General features: G+C 56.9%; 10 protein-coding genes and 3 pseudogenes. 8 read left to right on the plus strand and 5 right to left on the minus strand.

All coding sequences use genetic code 11. From position 1 onward, the window contains the following. Positions 1-692: 692 nt before the first annotated feature. Genes NLM25_RS07835 through NLM25_RS07845 form a run of 3 tightly spaced genes read right to left on the minus strand, consistent with a single transcriptional unit; the run spans position 693 to position 4,255 of the window. Complete coding sequence (locus NLM25_RS07835; protein WP_254136591.1) at positions 693-2,300, minus strand: acyl-CoA carboxylase subunit beta; 1,608 nt, start codon at positions 2,298-2,300, stop codon at positions 693-695. A 1-nt stretch (position 2,301) separates the two neighbouring features. Next, complete coding sequence (locus tag NLM25_RS07840; RefSeq protein ID WP_254136592.1) at positions 2,302-2,805, minus strand: acetyl-CoA carboxylase biotin carboxyl carrier protein subunit; 504 nt, start codon at positions 2,803-2,805, stop codon at positions 2,302-2,304. A 1-nt stretch (position 2,806) separates the two neighbouring features. Continuing rightward, the gene (locus NLM25_RS07845; protein ID WP_254136593.1) at positions 2,807-4,255 is read right to left on the minus strand and encodes an acetyl/propionyl/methylcrotonyl-CoA carboxylase subunit alpha; all 1,449 of its coding nucleotides are present in this window, start codon (positions 4,253-4,255) and stop codon (positions 2,807-2,809) included. A 1,501-nt stretch (positions 4,256-5,756) separates the two neighbouring features. Between NLM25_RS07845 and NLM25_RS07850 the strand changes: the two genes are divergently transcribed. Next, positions 5,757-6,125, plus strand: a complete 369-nt coding sequence (locus NLM25_RS07850) for a hypothetical protein (RefSeq protein WP_254136594.1) — start codon at positions 5,757-5,759, stop codon at positions 6,123-6,125. 367 nt (positions 6,126-6,492) lie between these two features. Here the strand turns inward: NLM25_RS07850 and NLM25_RS07855 are convergent, their stop codons facing one another. Further along, positions 6,493-7,080: a hypothetical protein gene (locus tag NLM25_RS07855; RefSeq protein ID WP_254136595.1), complete on the minus strand. Its 588-nt coding sequence runs from the start codon at positions 7,078-7,080 to the stop codon at positions 6,493-6,495. Between the two features lie 1,125 nt (positions 7,081-8,205). On the opposite strand from NLM25_RS07855, the pseudogene NLM25_RS07860 reads away from it, so the two are divergent. From NLM25_RS07860 to NLM25_RS07870, 3 genes and pseudogenes are all read left to right on the plus strand, one after another. Further along, positions 8,206-11,347, plus strand: a pseudogene (locus tag NLM25_RS07860) (efflux RND transporter permease subunit). 2,239 nt (positions 11,348-13,586) lie between these two features. After that, positions 13,587-15,414, plus strand: a pseudogene (gene glmS / locus NLM25_RS07865) (glutamine--fructose-6-phosphate transaminase (isomerizing)). Positions 15,415-15,684: 270 nt separating this feature from the next. Beyond that, the gene (locus tag NLM25_RS07870; protein ID WP_254136596.1) at positions 15,685-16,962 is read left to right on the plus strand and encodes a glycoside hydrolase family 28 protein; all 1,278 of its coding nucleotides are present in this window, start codon (positions 15,685-15,687) and stop codon (positions 16,960-16,962) included. Between the two features lie 154 nt (positions 16,963-17,116). Here the strand turns inward: NLM25_RS07870 and NLM25_RS07875 are convergent, their stop codons facing one another. After that, a complete protein-coding gene (locus NLM25_RS07875) occupies positions 17,117-18,103 on the minus strand; it encodes a pectinesterase family protein (RefSeq protein WP_254116355.1) in 987 nt (328 codons plus the stop codon). Positions 18,104-18,733: 630 nt separating this feature from the next. Between NLM25_RS07875 and NLM25_RS07880 the strand changes: the two genes are divergently transcribed. From NLM25_RS07880 to NLM25_RS07895, 4 genes and pseudogenes are all read left to right on the plus strand, one after another. Beyond that, positions 18,734-19,105, plus strand: coding sequence for an LLM class flavin-dependent oxidoreductase (locus NLM25_RS07880; protein ID WP_254116357.1), 372 nt, complete (start codon positions 18,734-18,736; stop codon positions 19,103-19,105). Between the two features lie 20 nt (positions 19,106-19,125). Continuing rightward, complete coding sequence (locus NLM25_RS07885) at positions 19,126-20,046, plus strand: hypothetical protein (RefSeq protein ID WP_254136597.1); 921 nt, start codon at positions 19,126-19,128, stop codon at positions 20,044-20,046. Between the two features lie 55 nt (positions 20,047-20,101). Continuing rightward, positions 20,102-20,452, plus strand: a pseudogene (locus NLM25_RS07890) (6-pyruvoyl tetrahydropterin synthase family protein). A 78-nt stretch (positions 20,453-20,530) separates the two neighbouring features. Continuing rightward, the gene (locus NLM25_RS07895; RefSeq protein WP_254116359.1) at positions 20,531-20,782 is read left to right on the plus strand and encodes a hypothetical protein; all 252 of its coding nucleotides are present in this window, start codon (positions 20,531-20,533) and stop codon (positions 20,780-20,782) included. The last annotated feature ends 962 nt before the right edge of the window (positions 20,783-21,744 follow it).

A 21,744-nucleotide genomic window follows, 5' to 3' on the forward strand; every position in this document is an offset into this window, starting at 1 on the left:
AATAGTTGTCGTGGTGTGACCTGAAATCGGCATTGTCGCCTGCATCCCGTGAAGAGCTGCATTGACCGAGAAGGGGGCCCGCAGCGACAAATGGCGCTTGTCATGATTCGTCCATTCTTCGAAGAAGACCTGGATGCGTCAGCTATGGTCACGCAGACGCGAGTGGAAAATTAATCAGGACCCACCTGCGGGCGAGGTGCTGGAGAACTGTTTCGAGCACTGGCTCGCTCGTACAGCTTCAGGCGCGTCGGATGGTCAGGCCCGCTTTGTCAAACGCCGCGAGGACCTCTCTTGCAACGGGCAGAGCGTTCCCCTTGTGCTCACCCATCAGGCGAGACGCCACGACGTTCGCGACTATGGCGTATGCTCTCTCGCGCTCGGCCAACTCGCCTTCGACAAAGGCACCACAGGCCTTGCAAGCGATCACTGAACGACCGCTCCAGGGATCATGCGACGCGGATTGATCGTTGGCATGACACTTCGGGCACTGCATGGTTCGTACTTTCGGCATTTCGCGGTTTGTGAGCGTGTTCTTGTCAGGAAACGAGTGCGGTTCGTTGGAGGGAGGTGGCGCGTCGGATCGATTTAAGACGATCGGCCAAGAGGAGGGATCTCCTCTCTTGTCCGAGAAAATTCGTCCACACGATGGAAGGTGATGTTGTGTAGGCTTCTGCATTCCGTCAGTCTCGGCGCTACATTCTGAATACGCCATAATGTGGCGCATCAATTCGGGTATTGAGCGAGGCGCTCAAGGCGATCGAGAGCGCGTTTCTGGTATCTACCGGATCAAGAATGCCGTCATCCCAAAGCTCGGAAGTTGCATAGTAAGAACTCGATCGTTGTCGGTATTCTTCCAAGATTGGCTCTCGAATGGCTGCTAGTTCTTGGTCAGTCAAACGCCGGCCTTTGCGGGCCAATTGCCGTGCTTTGACATGGGTGAGCACGCCAGCCGCTTGCTCCGCCCCCATGGCCGAGATCTGAGATTGCGGCCAGGAAAATACAAACCGTGGATCGAAGGCTCGACCAGCCATTGCGTAGGTCCCCGCTCCATGGGAACCGTTGCAGATCACTGTGAGTTTGGGCACTGATGTTCCAGAGACGGCCATGATGAGCTTGGCGCCGTCCTTGGTAATGCCTCGCTGTTCGTATTCCCTTCCCACCATGAAGCCGGTGGTGTTCTGCAGGAACAGAAGGGGCGTTCGGTTTTTGTCGCAGAGTTGGATGAAGTGAGCGCCCTTTAGGACGCTCTCGTTCTGCAGCACGCCGTTGTTTGCGATAACGCCGACCTGATAGCCATGGAGGCGCGCGAACCCGCATACCAGGGTTTGGCCGTAGCGTGGTTGGTATTCATGGAACCGGCTACCATCAACCAGCCGGGCGATGATCTCCCGCATGTCGAACTGAGTGCGAGGGTCCTTTGGAAGGATGCCGTACAGCTCGGATGAATCGTAGGCGGGTGGCTCCGAAGGGGATCGAACAACCGCTTCCTTCGTTGGACGACTCATGCGAGCGACCAGCTCCCGCGCAATGGCAATCCCGTGCATCTCGGAGGTCGCGTAGTAGTCACTCGTTCCCGAGACGCTCGTATGCATGCGCGCACCACCAAGCTCCTCGGCAGATATCTCCTCTCCGGTAGCGGCTTTTACGACTGGAGGGCCGCCGAGAAAGATCGCTCCGGTCCCCTGCACAATAATGTTGTAGTCGCTCAGCGCCGGTACGTAGGCCCCTCCCGCGGTGCAGTGCCCCATGACTATCGCGACCTGAGGGACGCCCATCTTGGAGAGCATTGCTTGGTTGCGCAGGATTCGACCTGCGTGATAGCGGTCGGCGAAAAACTCTGCTTGCAGAGGCAAGAACCCGCCAGCGCAGTCGCACAGATGGACGACGGTCAGGCGGTTCTCGATCGCGATATCCAATGCCCGCACGATCTTCTTCACGGATAGCGGATACCAAGCGCCGCCCTTCACGCTGGCGTCATCTGCATGAACAATGACCTCACGACCTGCTACGATGCCGATGCCGACAACCTGCGCTGCGCTTGGTACCTCGCCATCATAGGCGTTGTTGCCAGCCAGAGTCGAAAGCTCGAGAAACGGAGTTTCGGGATCAAGCAGCGCCTCGATCCGATCACGAACGAATAGCTTATTTTTCTGCCGCAGACGCTCAGTTTTTCGAGCTGGTCGGTCGAAGCGAGCGGAACGCTGGCGTTCTTTCAGCTCGGCCGCAAGCTGTCGGTTGTGGAGCTCGTTGATGCGAAAGTCTTGCGAGCGGGTGTCCGCCCGAGAAACAATCCGCTGCATGTCAGCGTCCTACTTCGGAAATCGTAACGAGCGCGCAGTCTCGCTCGAAGTTTTCGCCGACTTCAAAGTGAACGCGCTCGACAACGCCGCCCCGAGAGGCGCGTACGACAAACTCCAGCTTCATGCTCTCGACCAACATGAGGATCGCGTCCGCGGAAACAACGTCGCCACGCGAAACCTTGGTCGCGATAACGACACCGGGCACCGGTGCGCGTGCTACAAGGTGACCCGGCTCCTCGTCTGGGCAGGCAAGCGTTCGTAATTGATCACGGTATGTCAATATGTGCGTTCTGCCACGGATATGCAGGTGAACAATATCGCCGTCGATTGCGAAGTGGACCGGAACGGTATCGCTCGCAATGACAAGAGTACCGCTGCCGTTGCGTTGATGTGAAAACGTAACCGGCGAAATTGCCTCGTCCTTCAAGTGAAGACGATAGCCGTGCTGTCCAGGTGAGAGCCACAGTTCATAGTTCTCGACACCAAGCGCAAAGGAATGCTTCATGTCAGTTTCTCCACTTGCCGAGCTCTGCGTGAAGCAAGGGCACGGCGTCGGCCGAATCTCGAACGGACCTGGTCAGCAGTGCAGCGGCTGCCAAGACGGCTGGGAGGTCGCTCGCAGACTGGCTGACGGCGAGGTGCGGATTCTCGTCCAGATACCCGGTATGGATCTGTCCGCTCAAAAAGGTCTCGTCTGCCAGCACACGCGCGAGAAAGTCTGCGTTTGTTTCGCAACCAAGAAGCACCAACTCGCGCAACACGCGCTCTGAGCTCAATGCGGCGGCACGGCGTGTGGTCGAATGTACCACGATCTTTGCGAGCATGGGGTCGAATGCTGTCGTGATCTGCTGACCTTGGACGATGCCGCTGTCAATTCGCAGGCCCTCGCTCTGCGGATACTTCAGCACTAATATCTTGCCAGTCGTCGGAGCGTAGCCGCGCTCAGGAGCTTCGGCATATAGCCTGGACTCAATTGCGTGGCCTCTTGAGACGATATCGGCTTGTGAAAACGCAAGAGAGTGACCCGCAGCTATGCGGATTTGTTCGGCAACAAGGTCGACGCCGGTGACCATTTCGGTCACGGGATGCTCAACTTGAAGTCTGGTATTCATTTCAAGGAAGTAGAACTCGTTTCCATCAAAGATGAATTCGACAGTTCCTGCACTTCGATAGTTGGCGCTACGAGCGATGCCGACCGCTGTATCACAGACCCGTTTCCGTAATTGTGGCGACAAGGCAGGCGAGGGTGTCTCCTCAATGATCTTCTGGAAACGGCGTTGCACGGAGCACTCCCGTTCGAAGAAATGGACCACATTTCCGAAGGAATCCCCTAGCACCTGCACTTCGATGTGGCGCGGCCGCTCAACATATCGCTCGACGTAAAGCCGACCGTCACCGAAGTACCGCAACCCCTCACGGCGTGCTTGAGCGATCGCGTCATCAAGGGTGTCCATATTGCGAACGATCCGCATGCCCTTGCCGCCGCCCCCCGCGGAAGGTTTTACCAGCAGGGGTAAGCCAAGCGCTCGCGCTCTGGAAGTGAAGGTCTCTGGATCGTCGTCTTCAATAGCCGAAGGTGCGACCGGAAATCCATTCCGCTGAACAAATCTGCGAGCGTGGACTTTATCGCCCATTAGTGCGATGTTTTCGGAGGTGGGCCCGATGAATGCGATGCCTGCACTTGAAACGGCGCGCGCGAACTCCGAGCTCTCCGACAGAAAGCCATATCCAGGATGCAAAGCACCGGCATTTGCTCTGCCGGCCGAAGCGATGATTTGCTCGGCATCCAGATAGGCTGCGAGCGGGGAGCAGCCGTCTATGGCGATTGCAGTGTCCGCCATAGAAACAGCAGGCGTGCCAGAATCGACGTCGTGGTAAACGATTGCTGATCGTAACCCTAACTTACGCAAGGTTTTGATGATGCGCAGAGCAATCTCGCCCCTGTTGGCGATCATAACTGTATCGAATGGGAGCGTGTGCATGCGCCTATTCATCCAAACAACGTCGGATTCCCGACGCGAGGGCTGGTGGGTCCAAAAGCAAATACCCGCGCTAGTCGGATAAAGGCGAGACATCAGTGACAGCTCTTCGGATCAGGTTGCGAGCGACGCCGCCGCGACCATCGAAGCTACGCGAGGCGGCTATTTCGGGCCGTCTTTTACTTTCGCGCTGTCCCGTGCTGACATTATGTAGCGACACTGGTCACTCAAGCTGGCGAAGTTGGTTCGGAGACAAGCAGTGATTGCCTCGACATTTGGTATGACGCTGCTGCACAGCCGAAACACGTCCGCGGTGCAGGCCCGTCGCTCCTGCTCTGTCCCTGTTTGGTCTCGGGCGACGGAGCGTTCGGATATCAGAGCGGTCGAAGCCGAAAGAACTAGGACAGCTGCTGCATGTTGACCTGCTCTAGAGGCCCAATGCGAGAGGGGGCGATGCCTTCGAGTCACGATATCCTCTTTGATAGGTATTTGGCGCCGTATTGTACGTTGTGCGAGACAATCAGCGGCTTTGTTAAGAAGGGAGGCCAAATGGGCAGAGTTGCCACGCTCGTGGCGGCAGACGCATTTCGATCTACTGGGGGGGGCTGGTTCGAGCAATCGTCAAAATCGCTGCAAGTTGAGCGAATATGTATCGGAACGCGACAAAGGAGAGTCAATTACTACTCGCGCTCGAGACGCACTGCACGTCCATTATTGTCATCACGACGTGCTGTGTCGGTCTCTGCCGAGACGCCTGGAGCGGTGGCGTATCGGATGCAGGCGCAGTCGGAAATTCACCGTATAGAGGGGATCGGCAAACGCACTGTTGGGCGAGAGATCGTGCGGGGTAGGTCTGAACGAGCTGAGACATTGGCGATCCTTGAGCTACTGGAGACGTTGGCCTTTCCGGAACCGCCGCCACTTGTTCGAGACCGTACAATGTGACGCTACGTACGATACAAGCCTCTAAGCGGCGCGCCTGACAAAATTGTGTGGATTGGTATGGCGGCGGCATCATTCGCAATGTCGAGAGCGCAAGGCGACAAAGGAATGAGAGACGATCTCGTGGCTCACCACGCCAAATCGCGGAGGGCCGTGCCGATTTCGAGAGATCGCAAGGCAGAAGCGGACCTCAACTGATCCGTCGCCAGGAGGGCGCCATCACGGGCGGGCCTAAGACAAGAACGTTCCGTTCTCCGTCCATCCGCGCCGATTGGACGAAAACGGCCGGGGATAGGCAGAGACGATGGCGTGAGAAGCGGTGGCGCTTGCGAGGCGAAGCGAACAATCCGCTGTCGGGTAACGTTGACGTCAGCAATTGCCGCGTCGCCATTGGAAGGCGACTCCTCAGGCTGGCCAATGAGAGTAGTGCCGCCGATGGAGCCCACTAGATTTGGGAGGCATCACAAGAATTGGCTTGAATCTCACGTAACGTCACGCCGTAGATGTGGAGCGCAGAATATGAAGGGTACGCACCATGCCTCAGCCCATGTTCCAATTGCACACGCTGCCCACCAGCATCATGACGCCCGCAGCCGATTATCCCCTAGCTGACGAATGCGGCCGACGTAAGGACGACGAACAAGAGAAGGCGCAAAAGATATGGGCCTATTGCTTCTCACCTTATGATCGGATCAAGTACATCCGCAAACATCGCGCACAGTTTGGGTTTGACGGCTACAGTCAGATGATCGACGTCGTGCGGGGGCGCTGCTTCACCGGTTGCGCGTCGGAGCTAGTTAACTGGCGCGATCGAGTCAGAGTAAGGGTGTGGCGCTTCGTCTTATCGTTATGCGCTGCCACATGGTTAGCCATTGTTCTCCTCGCGATTCGAGCAGCCAGTTGAACTTTCGCAACTTGGGGCGCTACGAGCAAGCGTACTTTACGCACTGGTGCTGGGTCGATAGAGCGTCGACAAGGAGGCGGGCATCTGTGATCCTGCAGATGCGTGGCATTTCGTCCTGCCTAGAGTTCTCCCTACGATGTTCCCTCTATCGTCCGTCGGGGCAGAACCGCCGGCGGCGCCCGGAATCAGTCCGGCCTGGCAGGGACTCGGCGATTGGCTGGCAGAACTAGATATCCGCGATCTGCTGATGGCCATCTTGGAAAGTCTCGAGCCGTCCACATTGATGTGAAGGATGATTGATATCTGTTTAATCGCATCAGTTTGGACTCTTTAGCGTGAGGCGCCGGCAAGTGGCCGATTAGTGTCATCAAGCAGCAGCGACAAGGGCGATTATAAACTTAATAAGAAGACCCAGCTCAATTTGTGAAATAGATGAGCGTCCTAAAACAAGTTTGGCGATCTCTGTCCGGTTGGAAGGAGTTCGCATACTTGGTGGAAGTTCCAAGACTGCTTTATCAAAAAATGTCCCCAGAGGCGAAAGCTGTTCGGGCTCGTACAGTGCACCATGGTCCTGTTCGATACGGTTCGCGCCCCCTGCTATGACAGCACCGTCGGCTTGTTCGTTGAGTTCCGGGCAAATGCCGAGTTTCGCCGCTACCAGCTCGCTTGTGAGTGCATTGAGGAGTAGAGTCGCCTCAAGCGCGCTCTCGTCATCGCAGATAAGTCTTGCAACCTCTTCGACTTGTAGCTCTATCCTCTGCTTAAGGTATTGAACCCGCGAATTGCAGCTACGAACGTGCCGTGGATGTTCTCCAGGCGATCGTGCAGGGGGGGTACGTGGATCAGTATCAGCCTTCCGTCGAAGTGAGTGTGCGAATTTGCGTAGGGAAAGAGCGAAGTATCGAAGGAGTTGCGTAAAGAAGCAAAATGCCATCACTCGATATGCTTGGTTCAAGCGCTCCAATGCCCTAGAGTTTACGGATCCGTACGCTGTCATAGTCATAGCTGCCTCATGCATCGTTCTGGCGCACGAATTATCCTTTTGCGATGGGGCGGCCTCCAGCGCGCGGGTGGCTGCCTGCCTACTGATCGCTGAACCACCGTGCGTAATGCCCTTCCGGAGCTCAACGTTGAGCGACGAGCAAACGGGGCGATCTCGTGCGGCTGCACTTAACAGTCGACGAAAAATCCTCACGACTTCCTCCGACCCCAAGCTCAACCGCTGCTTTGAGTAGCAGCGTTTAATCGGATCGGTAAAATAGATTTCTATGATGGAGCGCATTCATTTTATGGATGAATTGAGGGGCGAACAAGGGATCTAACACATTGAGCAATAGGATTGCTCTCGCATGGATGTCTGCTCCAGTTTCTCAAGTGTTCGACAATTCGCGGTCATGCTCGTCGGCTTCTTCGTAGGATTAGCCGCCCGTGGAATGGATCACGGTTGGATTGTCGGGGACGACCAGGATCGTTATTAGCCGCTAGAATGCATTTGTGAGACTGATCCTCTTGGCGCCGGGATCACCGCGCAAGTCTCGCGCAGTTCCTGTCGGCAACCTTAGTATAGGTTTAGCAACCAATTCTATATCGCCCCGCTTACCTTTGTAGGGTCGAGACACCTGTCGAGTTGTTCTTACTTTCGGGCGTCGCAGCGGGATAATTCGAAGCAATCGGCGTGCGGCACAAAGCTGACATCACTTGATGCGTTTGCTGGAGGTTGTTACCTGCCATTGAAGCGTGAGGACGAAGTTGGAAATACGCGAATCGACTTCCGCGTCAGAGCTCCATCAACGCTCTGTTTCTGCCTGCTGAAGCCAGATCCAGATGAACGTGGATATTGGCTGCTGCGACGTGACGGGCCTCCGAGCGTCCTCTTCGGGTTTCTTCAGGCGCTCTGTTCTAGTGTTTCGAGCCGGCCACCGGGCGATTGACCCAGTGGAGGGAGAGGTGTTGCGCATGAACACGAGCCTTTAAGCAACGATCCTGCTTTACTCATGCTGCGGGCATAATCGCAGTCGCCGCATTTATCACTGTGGCGGTGGCCCGAGTCTGCTTGCGAGCTGATGTCAGTCTCTTGAATCTGAGCGTTGCGACGGCATTTACCGAACTTTTCGTCAAACGTCCGGTGCTATCTGTCGCCGTCAGTCTTCTGATCCTGCTGATAGGCCTTCGCGCGGCCACCGTTTTGCCGATTCGGCAATATCCCAAGCTGTCGAACACGGTCGTCAATATTACGACCTCCTATCCGGGCGCCTCCGCTGACATGATTCAGGGGTTCATCACGACCCCATTGGAGCAGGCGGTCGCTTCGGCCGAGGGCGTCGACTACACAACCTCCTCCTCAGTGCTCGGTACCTCGACGATCCAAGTCTACATCAAGCTCAATTTCGATCCAAACGAGGCGCTCACCGAAGTCCTCTCGAAGGTCAACTCGGTCAGATACTTAATCCCCAAGGAATCGAACGATCCGGTCGTCGCCAAATCTACCGGTCAGACGACAGCTGTCATGTATATCGGCTTCTCCAGCGAGGAGCTAACAGCAAGCGCGATCTCCGACTATCTCTCGCGCATGGTACAACCGGTTTTGTCAACCGTAGACGGCGTCGCAGCGGTAGACATCCTGGGCGGCCAAAGCTTTGCGATGCGACTATGGCTCGATCCTGCGAGAATGTCAGGGCACGGCGTATCACCGGCTGATGTTTCGGCTGCAATCGCCGCCAATAACTTCCAGGCCGCAGCCGGCCAGGCCAAGGGCTATTTCATCGTCTCTGACGTGACGGCCAATACTGATCTGCGGAGTGTCGATGACTTCGAGAGCATGGTCGTCAAAGCCAACGATGACGGCTTTGTTCGCATAGAGGACATCGCGACAGTCGAGCTTGCCGCGCAGACCGCGGACGTCAGCGTCGCCATGAACGGCGAACACGCAATTTTTATCGGCGTGCAGGCGAGCCCTCAAGGAAATCCGCTGAACATAGTGCGAGGCGTTCGGGCATTGTTTCCGGAAATGGAACGCAACATGCCGCCATCGGTGAAAATGAAAGTGGCCTACGACTCCCCAAATTCATTCAATCGTCGATTGATGAGGTGGGAAAGACGCTCATTGAGTCCGTCGCGATCGTAATGTCGTGATCTTTCTGTTCCTCGCCTCGCTGCGGTCGGTCATCATTCCCGTCGCCACCATGCCGCTGTCGCTCGTTGGTGTCTGCAGCATGATGCTGGCACTTGGCTTTTCATTAAATCTCCTGACCCTCCTTGGTGCTTGCGATCGGCCTGGTCGTCGACGACGCGATCGTCGTGGTGGAGAACATTCATCGCCATCTGGAAGCAGGCGCGACGCCCACGCAGGCCGCTAGGGAAGGGGCGCGCGAGATCGTCGGCCCCGTCGTTTCGATGACGATTACACTGGCCGCTGTCTACGCGCCCATCGGGTTCCTCGGCGGCCTCACCGGTGCGCTGTTTCGCGAATTCGCGTTTACGCTGGCGGGATCTTTGATCGTGTCGGGTGTGATCGCGTTGACGCTGTCCCCGATGATGTGCGCGGTTTTCCTGAAGAGTGCTGAGGAGGGGCGGTTTGCAAGATTCGTAAACCGCGTGTTCGGCGCCATGACACGCTGGTACGGCCGCAAGCTCGACCGCTCGCTCGACTATCGCCCGGTTACCGGGTTGTTTGCGCTGACCATGCTAGGTCTCGTCGGTTTTCTTTACATGCATACGTCCAAGGAACTCGCACCCGAGGAGGATCAGGGCATCGTATTTGTACTAACTAAGGCGCCCAAATACGCCAATATCGACTACCTCGACTATTACGCCGTAAGCTCGACAAGGCGTTTCAGAAGTTTCCCGAGACCGACTTGCGTTTCGTGAGCGGCACCAGCGGTGCGCAGGGTGGCATGGCCGGCATGTTGCTCAAGCCTTGGGACGAGCGCAAACGCTCATCGATCGCGCTGAAGCCGTTAGTGCAGGCGGAGCTGTCCAAAAATGAAGGTACCAATGCATTTGCCTTTAGCCTGCCGCCGCTTCCGGGTGGTTCGGGCGGCTTGCCGGTGCAGATGGTGATCAACTCGACGCTGGGTTTTCAGTCCATCTATGAGCAAATGTCGAAGCTGAAGAATGCCGCGCGCAAGAGTGGTCTGTTCATGGTCAGCGACTCTGACCTTGAGTTCAACCAGCCGGTGGTACGAATGAGGGTAGATCGATCTAAGGCAAATGGGCTAGGCATCACCATGCAGAACATCGGGAGCGCGGTTGCGACCCTACTTGGCGGAAACTACGTCAACCGCTTCAACCTAGAGGGCCGCTCCTACCAGGTGATCCCATAGGTGTCGCGCGAGCACCGCCTGACCCCGGAATCACTTGGGAAGTTTTATGTGAAGGCTGCATCTGGCGCGATGCTGCCGCTGTCAACTGTGGTCTCCATTGAGACTAAGATCGATCCTAACGCGCTCACCCACTACAATCAACTCAACTCCGCAACCTTCCAGGCCGTACCGATGCCCGGCGTCACGATCGGTCAGGCTGTGGACTTCCTAGACGAAAAGACAAAGGAGCTGCCCGAAGGGTACAATCACGACTTCCTCGCCGATGCCCGCCAATATCTGAGGGAAGGTAACCAACTTGCCATCACCTTTGCGTTTGCAGTCGTCATTATCTCCTTGGTGCGTGTGGTGCAGTTCGAAAGTCTGCGCGATCCTTTCATCATCATGGTCAGCGTGCCGATGGCAATCGTCGGCGCCTTGATCCCGCTATTTTTTGGTGCGGCGACGATGAACATCTACACTCAGGTCGGATTGCTGACACTGGTCGGGCTGATTTCCAAGCATGGTATCCTGATGGTCGAGTTTGCCAATGAGCTGCAGCTCAATAAGAGACTTGATCGTCGCTCGGCCATCGAAGTGGCGGCGCGCGTCCGACTCCGTCCAATCTTGATGACCACTGCGGCGATGGTCACGGGCCTTTTACCTTTATTGACCGCAACGGGTGCTGGCGCCGCGAGCCGCTTCTCGATCGGACTTGTGGTCGTAGCGGGCATGGCTATCGGCACACTGTTCACGCTGTTCGTGCTGCCGGCCGTCTATGTCGCCATCGCGTCGGATCACCGTCTCGAAGCGAGCGCGGGCCAAGCCAAGAAGGCCGCCGAGCTCGTCCTCATAGACGGCTGGTCCACCTCGCCAAGCGATGACGCTGATGATCAGCCCGGGTTCGCCCGATTGCTGCTCTAGATAAGGGGGCTGCTCACCGATCGCGTGACGTGACCACACTGAGGTGGTTGCAGTTCGCGGCGCGGACGAACACGAAGGTGATCTGCGGCTGCTGCGCTTTGCCTCAATCTATCGCCTGCCCGAGGAGAGCGACTGAGTATGGTGGGCGCGGTTCGAACGCGACGCGCATGAGCAATAGCTTCGAAACCGACAGCGCGAGCGAATGCTGCGCGTGCAGGCGAATGGTGCCGCCCGTGACTCAGCGCTCGTCACAGCCCGGCCACTCATTCGGGCAAATTGAGTTATAAGTCCGATAGGTGGTCCTCAACTTGATCATCAGCGCCGTCGAGGCGCTAAGCGGAGCAACGAGGTACCCGAGAGTCAGCATGGCCAGATCTGTCTCAAATAGTATGGTGGTCGGCTTACGAGAGTCGGGTCCAGGATTGGACCCGAATAGTCCGGAGCGACTGCAGTTCACCCTGCCCATAGAATCTGACGTCGTCTATCCCACGGTGCATATGGGCGCGAAGAAGAGACTAGGCAAGCATCCGTTGGTGATTGGGGCGTGGGCTCACTAAGCGCAGCCAGCCATTGGGATATACAAAGCGAGTTGGTCGAGGGCAGTTCGTTACAAGTTAGTCGTAGCGTGTCACCACCGATGGCATTGCTCCTTCCTTCATATCAAGCTCTCTTATCCACCCGGCATCGTAGCCCCTTAACCAACCTGAAGACGGTCCTCCGGGCAAACCCGAGCTTATTGATTCGAAAACGTCAGATGTTGAAATTGGCTTTTTCCGGCCGGTCCTGGCTGTAACAAGGCTGGTGTAGCGTTTACCGTGCGGCTTGGCTGGCGACCATGCGCGATCCGCCCGTCGAACGACGCTGGGGAGGTACTGCACTGCTGTCCGTCGGGCCGCACGTTGCCGTCTCTCACCGCTCATTCCGCGCCTGGCTCGGCCGAACAACGCGCGTGGCGCCAAGTTAGAGCCTCGACTGGGAGAGTCCTGTGATCACAGGCGCCGCATCCTGCTCTTCGTTCTTTGTGCACAATCGTCTCGCCGCGTATCGTTTATCTCCACCTGGTGGGCGTCAGCGCTTGCCGCGGCTCACATGGGCGCAGGGCGCATGGTTCCACTCAGCTTCCGCGCATACGCTCCAGAAGCACAAAGTCGCCAACGTCACCAAATGATCCACTGTGTAGATATGGCCCATCAACACAATCGATTTTACCATTTTTGCAGGACGTCGCATAACAAAAGCGTCGGTTCGATCCTATCACGATGGTTATCGATCTTTGCCTAGGCAAGAAAAAACATTCTCCGTATACGTCGCGTGTCAAGCCGCGCGCTCGTTCAGTCTGGCCGCGCTTTTCGATGGTCTCTCAGCTAACACTGGCCGTTCGCGGCGATCGGCGGCAGCCAAAGGGCTGGGCGTTGGTCGCCAAATCCTCGCGCCGACGAGCATCAGGCCGAGTTCCTTCCCTGGGTCGGTCGAACGGAAAAGGCAACGCCAGATTTCATTCGTAAAGGATTTATGGCTAGCGGCGAATGCCCTCGCCGCAAATGGACCGTCGGCAGGAGCCCTCCCTCTGCCGACGGAAGTCGGCGCGGCGTGCAGTAGCGTTCCGAGGCTGACTTCTGCCGGGCCATCAAAAGTGGTCGGGCTTCATTTTGTGCGGCGAGTACGAGCGATAGCGTCGAGCCAGAAATCCTCGATGCCGCTATGCGCTTCATTTTGACAGCGGCGACCCATCCTTGATGATCTGACAGGTGTATCATCATGAAGAATCTCAGCGCAACGTGAGCGACCATGAAGTTCATATTGGTCAATCACAGGACGCCTAGCAGTTCATCGAATTGCGCCGAGTGTCATCGATCCCTAGGGATCGGTTACCTACGAGAAATGTCCACGCGGCAGCTCTATTGCGACTACGATTGCTATCATCGAGGTCGGGAGAGGCCATGCATGCCATGGCTCGCGATGAGATGCGGCATCCGTCGCCTCGTGCATGTCTGTTTTACTCACCTGGAAACCGTCGCTGTCTTCGCTGCCGTGACGTGTTGGTATTCGATCGCGCTCACCGAAGCTGCGCTACAGCTTGGCGAGATCAGAGAGCTGAAACGGCCTCACACGTAGGCATCATAAGCCTAAATGACGCGACAGCGAGTCGTGGAATCAAAACTATCAAACCAATCAAGTGTCGCACAAAGGCGAAGCGGCTTTGAGAGTTGGTTTAGTGAGTTCGGGGGTAGTGATTTAAATGTGCGGGATTGTCGGTATTCTCGGTCGCGAACCGGTTGCGGAGCAACTGGTGGAGTCGCTCAAGCGGCTCGAATATCGTGGCTACGACTCCGCGGGTGTTGCCACGCTCGAAGACGAACGCCTGGATCGCCGTCGCGCCGAAGGCAAGCTGAAGAATCTCGAGGTGCGGCTGCGTGACAAGCCGCTCAAGGGCACGACCGGCATCGGGCACACCCGCTGGGCCACTCACGGCAAGCCGACCGAGCACAATGCCCATCCCCACGCCACCGAGCGCGTCGCGGTCGTCCATAACGGCATCATCGAGAATTTCCGCGAGCTGCGCGAGGAGCTCGAAGCGAAGGGGAAGGTGTTCCGGACCGAGACCGATACCGAGATCGTGCTGCATCTGGTCGATCACCTGCTCACGCGCGGAAACAAGCCAGTGGAGGCGGTGAGGCTCGCCTTGAGCCGGCTGCGCGGCGCCTTCGCGCTCGCCTTCATCTTCGCGGGCCAAGGCGACCTGATGATCGGCTCTCGCAACGGTCCGCCGCTCGCTGTCGGCTACGGCGATGGCGAGATGTTCCTCGGCTCGGACTCGATCGCGCTCGGCCCGTTCACCGATACGATCATCTATCTCGAGGATGGTGACTTGGTGGTGCTGACTCGGAGCACCGTTGCCATCTTCGACAGGGACGGCCGCCCCGTCCAGCGCGACAAGATCAAGCACGCGGCCTCGACCTCGCTGGTCGATAAGGCCAATTTCCGCCATTTCATGGCGAAGGAGATCCACGAGCAGCCCGATGTCGTGGGCCACACGCTGGCCCGCTATGTCAACATGGCTTCCGAACGGCTATCACTGCCCGTGAAGCTGCCGTTCGATTTCCGCGCTATCAAGCACATCACAATCACGGCCTGCGGCACGGCGGGCTACGCCGGCTATGTCGCCAAATACTGGTTCGAGCGCTTCGCCTGCTTGCCGGTCGACGTCGACGTCGCCTCCGAGTTTCGCTACCGCGAGTCTCCCTTGCGCGACGGCGATCTGGCCATCTTCATTTCGCAGTCGGGCGAAACCGCCGATACGCTCGCCGCGCTCCGCTACGCCAAGGCCGCGGGCGTGCACACGCTCGCCGTCGTCAACGTGCCGACCTCGACGATCGCGCGCGAGAGCGAGACGGTGCTCGAGACGCTCGCCGGTCCGGAGATCGGCGTCGCGTCCACAAAGGCCTTCACCTGCCAGCTTATGGTACTCGCCTCGCTCGCTGTCGCTGCCGGCAAGGCGCGCGGCGAATTGTCCGAGGAGGATGAGACCAAAGCTCGTGCACGGCCTCGTGGAGATCCCGCGCCTGATGGCGGACGCGCTCACCACCGAAACGCAGATCGAGAAGCTAGCGCACAGAATTGCCAAGTCGCGCGACGTGCTCTATCTCGGCCGCGGCACCAGTTTCCCGCTCGCGCTCGAAGGCGCGCTGAAGCTAAAGGAAATCTCCTACATCCACGCCGAGGGCTATGCTGCCGGGGAGCTTAAGCACGGGCCAATCGCGCTGATCGACGAGACCATGCCGGTCGTTGTCATTGCACCGCACGATCGCGTTTTCGAGAAGACCGTCTCCAACATGCAGGAAGTCGCCGCCCGCGGCGGCAACATCATCCTGGTAACGGACGCCAAGGGCGCGGCTGAGAGGGCAGTCGCTTCGCTCGCCACGGTCGTAATGCCGGACATGGCGGCTGCTTTCACGCCTATGGTCTACGCCATTCCCGTGCAACTGCTCGCCTACCACACGGCCGTTGTGATGGGCACCGATGTCGACCAGCCGCGCAATCTCGCGAAATCCGTCACCGTTGAGTAAGCGCGACGCCATCGGTCGACTCGTCACGATCGCCAGCACTGCGGGTTTCTGACCTGCGCCGCTCCGCCGGTGATAAAAAGAAAGCGAGCAATACTTATCGCGTCGACGTACCACAGAACCGCTATTTATTTCATCACGCCACTGCTCCCTACCAGGTGGTAAAGCAACTTCGCCTGCGGCGTTCGGAGTAGATCAGCCCGCGTATGTAGCGCCGAAAGATGGGAAGGTGTTTTGATGCTAGTCCGTTTGCGCTGTGGGGCAATGCTGTCCATGCTTGCCATCACGTGCCTGCCCGCACAGGCGAGAGATCGCCGCACGGTCGCCGAACCTGTCGCGCCCAATTATGTTTGCGCCCGCCTAGCGCCGTCCGGAGAAAACGATACAGTTACGCTGCAAGACGCCGTTGCTCAGTGCCCTCCTGGCTCAGCCGTCTATTTGACAGGCGGGATCTTCCTGTCCGGCCCGCTCGAGATGAAATCGGGAGTAACGCTTTGGATCGAGGGCGGCGCCACTCTTATGGCACTTGCCCAGCCGAATGCTTATGACAAAGGCCGCGGAAGTTGTGGTCGTATCGAAGGCAAGGGCGACGGCTGCCGGCCATTCATCAGCTTCTCAAAAGCACGTGGAGGCGGCATCTATGGCGAGGGCATCATCGACGGTCAAGGTGGGGCGCTCATGGTTGGTGCCACCGAGAGTTGGTGGCAACTGGCCCGGCGTGCGCAGGCCGAGGGCGGCAACCAGAACGTCCCTCGCCTGATCCAGATCGACCATGCCAATGACATTACCTTCCACGGCATCACACTCCGCAATGCGCCCAATTTCCACGTGGCGATGAACCGAGTCGAAAGTGCCACCTTCTGGGGCGTTACGATCGATACACCGGCCGGCGCCCGCAATACAGATGGCATCGATCTCGGCGCCAGCCAGGATGTGACGATTACTCACTGTCAGATCCGTACTGGAGACGACAATGTGGCTATCAAAGCCGGCAGCAATGGGCCCACCCGGCATATTTCCATTACCGACAACTACTTCGGCTGGGGGCACGGCATGTCGATCGGCAGTGAGGTAAGCTCAGGTATTAGCGACATACTGGTGCACGGCCTGACCCTAGACGGCACGACGTCTGGCGTGCGCATTAAGAGCGATGTCGGACGGGGCGGTCTGGTGGAGGGGGTGACCTATGAGAATGTGTGTCTGCGTGGCAATCGATGGCCGATCAATTTCGATACACGCTATGACGTGCAGGCGCACGGCAACAAAATTCCGGTCTACCGACGGATCACTCTGCGCCACGTGCGTGGCGGTGATGGTGCGCTGGTTATGCACGGGCTTGATCGAGATCATGCCCTTGAGATTGTGCTGGACGATGTGCGATTTTCCGATAGCGCGACCTGGCAAGTGGAAAATGCGAATGTCGTGATTTCCGGCGTGTGGCCGCCGTTGCGGGGCGGACAAGGCCCGCTATCGTCTCGTGCATGGGACGGCTGTGCGGGTGCATTCCGTCAGCCCCTAAGCAAAGCTCTGAACGGCCTTGCGCCACGATAGTACTCTTCGCTTCGTTGTAGCACCCGCACTTGACTAAACCCAAGACGAAATTTGGCATGGCTCATGTTGCACCGTCCGGGCCTAATCGCGTAGGGGGATGTGACGCAGCTCGCCATGGACGGATTAAAAGTCCGCGACGACCGCCCCATAGCTCCTATTTTGACGATGAGCTCGGTAGCCAGTTCGTGTCATCAGCAAAGAAAGCTTTGAGGGACCATTGCTTAGCTTCGCTGTCGTTCAGCTGATGGGAGTAAGGCTCACGTCCTCTAAGATTGGCGCCGATTCCGGTGGATTCGTATTCGGCATAGTAAGCCGTCTTTAATCTGTTGGTCTTGCCAAGTTTCCACTCGCTCCAGCCGTCCGCCATCACCGGCGCATTCATCTTGGTGGATAAGAAGATCACCGTAGCGTAAGAGCGCCAAGGGCGTCCGAGGGTGATGGCACGTGCGGCGGAATCGGCGGTCAGAGTGCAACGGTCAAAAACATAGGCGCTGTCCTCGTCCGGCGAAGTTCTGCTTTGTGCGGTATATACCACAGCTTGGCTGGCGATGCCGTGAAGTTCACAATGTTGGAAATAGGCCTTCGCGTTGCCAAATATATAGTCAACATGTCCCTCGATATAGCAGTCTGAAAAGTATTGCCGTGCCGTTCGGCCGTTCGGCCCCATATTGGCAAATAGTGTGTCTTGTGCGCCGAGCAGGCGAACGCGAGTGATCACGTCCTTGTCTCCTGTAAGAGACAGCGCCACGGCCTGTGATGGCGGATTGGATGGATTCAGGGAGTAGTCGTTTTGGATCGTTAGATTGTCGAGCCGGAAGTCGTCGCCAGACGCGTCCATGGTGGCGGAATGAATGGTTCCACCCGCCTTAATCGCACCGTCGCCATAGACGACCACCGTGTCCTCCGGCTTCTTGCCGGTTCCTTTGATGTGAACGGCAGGTTTGCCAATCCTGATCTTCTCCCGATAGATGCCCGGCGCGATCAGAATGTCGCCGCCTCGGGCCGGCAATGCATCTACGGCCTCCTGGATCGAGCGATAGGTCAAGCCGTCGGATTTTGAGACAAGAAGCCTCTCCGCATTTGCCTCTGAAAGTTGGAAGCATCCGGTCAGAATGGCAACGGAAATCAGGAAGTCTCGCATAATGGTCTCCACCTTTTGCTGGACCAGCTTCACGCTTGTTGCAGCGGTTCTCCTGGAACTCACCTGGCGCGATCTCGACAACGCTTCGTCTAGCTGCGCCCAAGTGTACGTTTAGAATCAGCGTCTTCCCCATCCCGCATCTGGAAAGCAGATGGGTAATTGCAATCGTGACCCACCCCGCCGCTTCTGGCGTAAGAGCGCGCATCAAAATTTGTCGGAAAGCGCCCTTTGGTCTTCGTGTCTGGTCATGCTTGCATTGGAGATGCCCATGTCAGAAACACGACATTAGGACGAGAATGTTCCGTCCGAACGACGCACATCATTGTCTCCCTTTCAATCGTGGCTCGCAGACTTGGCACCCCGATTGCTCGATAGCAGAAAACGACCATTACGACGATGGCCACGTTATAGCCGCCGGCGACGGAGTTCGATGAGCAAGGTTGATGCCTTGCCAGACCTCGACGTTCCGAGCGGCCTTGCAGCCGGGCGTCTTGAAATGAATCTTGTGCCAATCGGTCTCAACCAAGAAATGAGGGATACATGGTGCCCCTGGTCATCGATCGACCGCGCGATAATGCGCGTCGCGTCCGAATAATATAAGCCGCTCTACTCCGCCATAGAGGAAAGCAGATGAAGTTTGGAGTGTTCTACGAGCACCAATTGCCGCAGCCCTGCGAAAATGGTGGCGAACAGAAAATGTTCAGCAACGCGCTGGAACAGATCGAGCTCGCTGATCGAATCGGATTCAATTATATTTGGCAAGTTGAGCGCCACTTCCTCAAGGAGTACTCCCACTCGTCCGCACCAGAAGTCTTTCTTGGGTGGCGTTTCGCAGCGTACAAAGAATATTCGCATTTGGCCACGCATTTGTCTTCCCCGCCCCGCCATAATCATCCCGCGCGGCTAACTGAGCGCCTCGCGACGCTCGATCTGATCTCTGGAGGACACGTTGAGTGGGGGACCGGAGAATCCGCCTCGCTAATTGAGATGGATTTAGGATAGAGCCTGAGCAGAAGAATGCCATGTGGCGGGAAGGCGTTGAACAGGCCGCCAATATAATGACGATGTGTCGTATCCGGGATACGAACGGCAATTCTTCACAATGCCGCCCCGTAACATTGTGCCAAAACCGATACAGAAACCGCATCCACTGCTTTGGATGGCGTGCTCACGGCGCGACAGCATTTTGCGAGCCGCGCGTCACAGGGTGGGAGCGCTGGTCTTTGGGTTTGCGCGACGAATACTATGAGATGATCAATTCTGACGAATGTGTGCCAATCGGTCATTCGGTCAACGCCAATATTGCAACACTCAACGGTATGATGGTTCATGAGAGTGCAGAAGAGGCGATGCGTCGTGGAATCGAGGGTTTCAAGTTCTTCGGATACTCGCTCGCACATTATGCGGTATGTGGCGCACATCGTCCTGGACGCACGAAGTTGTGGCGACGCTTCCAAGCTATTAAGGACGACATCAAGGACACAGCAGACTCAGGTAGCATCGGACGCCCCCAGATCGTCTGCGACCATCTGATAAGTTATGCGCATGTCTGTATCGACCAGATGATCTTCATTCAGCAATGTGGGGTAAATAAGCGCGAACATATCTGCGAAGCACGCGAGCTGTTTGCCGATGAGGTCATGCCCGCGCTGAAAGAACGGCAAAACGAACGCGTCCGACGCAAACAAGAGGAACTGGAACCCTACAAAGAGGCGGCACTAGCCCGCAAGCCTTTGATGCCAGCGCTGCACGAAACCGACATCCCCAACATTGAGGCTATGGACATCGTTCTCGGGCGTCGCACTTGTAAGGATTACGCTTCAGCGGGCGGCACCTTCGAGTATCCGACGCGTGCAGGTGCGATTCCGATCGTTTCACGCGAAACCTGTTGCCAAGGCAGCAAGTATCGACTGATGGCGAACCTCATTGCGGAACTTACCTGAGCTCATGTTGGACGTGTTCGCATCGGAAATATGACAGGGAAGCATCTGAGCGCGAATGAAGATATCGCAAGCGTTCAGGTTCGAGGTGGCCCACCGCCTCCCGGAGACGCCGGCCACACACAAGTGCAGCCGCATGCATGGGCAATCCTATCGAACTGAATTGCAGGTCGGTGGGCCGATAGATCCGGTTACAGAATTTGTCGTAGTTGTTTCTGACCTTGGGAAGTCCTTTGCCGAAATAGTTACGTGTACTTGATCATTGATGTCTGAATGGAGGTGAGGGCCTGGAGAACCCTATGGCAGAAAATATTTCCATGTGGATCTGGGAAAGATTACATCGAAAAATTCAGCAGGTCGTGCGAGTCGTGAAACATCTGACGCTTGGGCCGAGTATGACGGACGATGACAGAAAGGTCAGCCTATTCGGTCAGTGCTCGCGGTGAGTTGAGGCGGCCCGAATTCTTCGTTGCTGGAAATCCGGGGAATGATTGCACGGCGCGGCCCGGATGTCGAGCGAGCTGATCGTATTAACCTGCAGATCGTGACAATTTCCAAGTTCTTATCGGGCAACACTGCGCCGCAAGATCTTACTCCTTGGGGCGCGGGAGGACGCCGCAAGAAGAAAACGAAACGCCCCGGCGCACTTCGTCAGGAAGAGCGCGCCGGGTCCGCCAGACATCGTCAGTGCATTCTGACAATGTTCCCTCAAATCAATCAAGCAACCTGGCAAATCTGAGGCTGGCCAATCGGTTAAGGGTGTTGTCTCTGCAAAATTCTACACAAGAGGGCCGACGGAGCTTGAATCGCACGTAGCGTCAAGTTGTAGATCGCATCGTAGGCGTCTCCGACACAGCCAAAGGTGGCTCGATTATATGGCGTGTTCACTGTGCATGTGGGGAAGAGAGGAGAGTGTTGCTCTCCTTTTCATCTTGGTCTCCATTTTCTTTGCTAGCTTCGGGCTCGCATATGCCGCGCTGGAATCGCGCTTTCGTCATTGTGACGGCTATGTACTCTACGTGTTTGATGTGATCTCCCATGACCGTTCTCCGGACTCTTGCGGGCGGAACACCGACGGCTAATGATCCGAAGGATCGATCTAGAAGCAACAAAGGTGCCTCCTATCGTTCAGTAGCGCGCTCTAGTTCCGCAGCATAAACTGCGTGCGAGATAAGGTACAAGAGGTGCCGCGTTTATGTTCTCATGAGTATCGACGTTGCCTCGGTGCGCGATCTTGGCAGCACATTGATCCGATCAGGTCATCGAGAGCATTGAGCGACATAAGAATGCGTGAAACAAAGGCCGCGCCATACTTGACCACTGTTCTCTTCAAGCTGTGACCATCGGCGATTAACGCACGCGAGAGAGAATCTAGCGAGCCATTTGTGCCTTCAGAATGGAAAAGGTCTAGCTTGCCGGAATTGCTGTGGATCGAAAGTATGAGCAGCGTTTGCGTCATTGCTCGAAGGCAGTCGTCTTGCCGTGAAAACAGAGCATGCAAGCTGACGTTAGGCGCGATTCTAATGTCTTTCGAAGTGCTCGCATGGAGTATGTTTCGCTTCTGCAGAGCCAGGGCCTCAGTTTTGCCACGCTAGTCGCTTCTGTCAGGATAGCATCATCACGGATGTACTGATGGTGCAGAGGTGGGACCCGGCGCATTTTACGTACGAAGACGGCAAAGTGCGCCGGGCGCCTCGGTTG

The sequence above is a fragment of the Bradyrhizobium sp. CCGB01 genome (assembly GCF_024199795.1).
In the GTDB taxonomy this organism is placed as follows: Bacteria; Pseudomonadota; Alphaproteobacteria; order Rhizobiales; family Xanthobacteraceae; genus Bradyrhizobium.

What these genes read in the sequence shown, in the direction of transcription:
- NLM25_RS07835 (WP_254136591.1), bottom strand. Translation starts at nt 2,300, where the DNA reads ATGCAGCGGATTGTTTCTCGGGCGGACACCCGCTCGCAAGACTTTCGC.
- NLM25_RS07840 (WP_254136592.1), bottom strand. Translation starts at nt 2,805, where the DNA reads ATGAAGCATTCCTTTGCGCTTGGTGTCGAGAACTATGAACTGTGGCTC.
- NLM25_RS07845 (WP_254136593.1), bottom strand. Translation starts at nt 4,255, where the DNA reads ATGATCGCCAACAGGGGCGAGATTGCTCTGCGCATCATCAAAACCTTG.
- NLM25_RS07850 (WP_254136594.1), top strand. Translation starts at nt 5,757, where the DNA reads ATGCCTCAGCCCATGTTCCAATTGCACACGCTGCCCACCAGCATCATG.
- NLM25_RS07870 (WP_254136596.1), top strand. Translation starts at nt 15,685, where the DNA reads ATGCTTGCCATCACGTGCCTGCCCGCACAGGCGAGAGATCGCCGCACG.
- NLM25_RS07875 (WP_254116355.1), bottom strand. Translation starts at nt 18,103, where the DNA reads ATGCGAGACTTCCTGATTTCCGTTGCCATTCTGACCGGATGCTTCCAA.
- NLM25_RS07880 (WP_254116357.1), top strand. Translation starts at nt 18,734, where the DNA reads ATGAAGTTTGGAGTGTTCTACGAGCACCAATTGCCGCAGCCCTGCGAA.
- NLM25_RS07885 (WP_254136597.1), top strand. Translation starts at nt 19,126, where the DNA reads ATGTGGCGGGAAGGCGTTGAACAGGCCGCCAATATAATGACGATGTGT.
- NLM25_RS07895 (WP_254116359.1), top strand. Translation starts at nt 20,531, where the DNA reads ATGATTGCACGGCGCGGCCCGGATGTCGAGCGAGCTGATCGTATTAAC.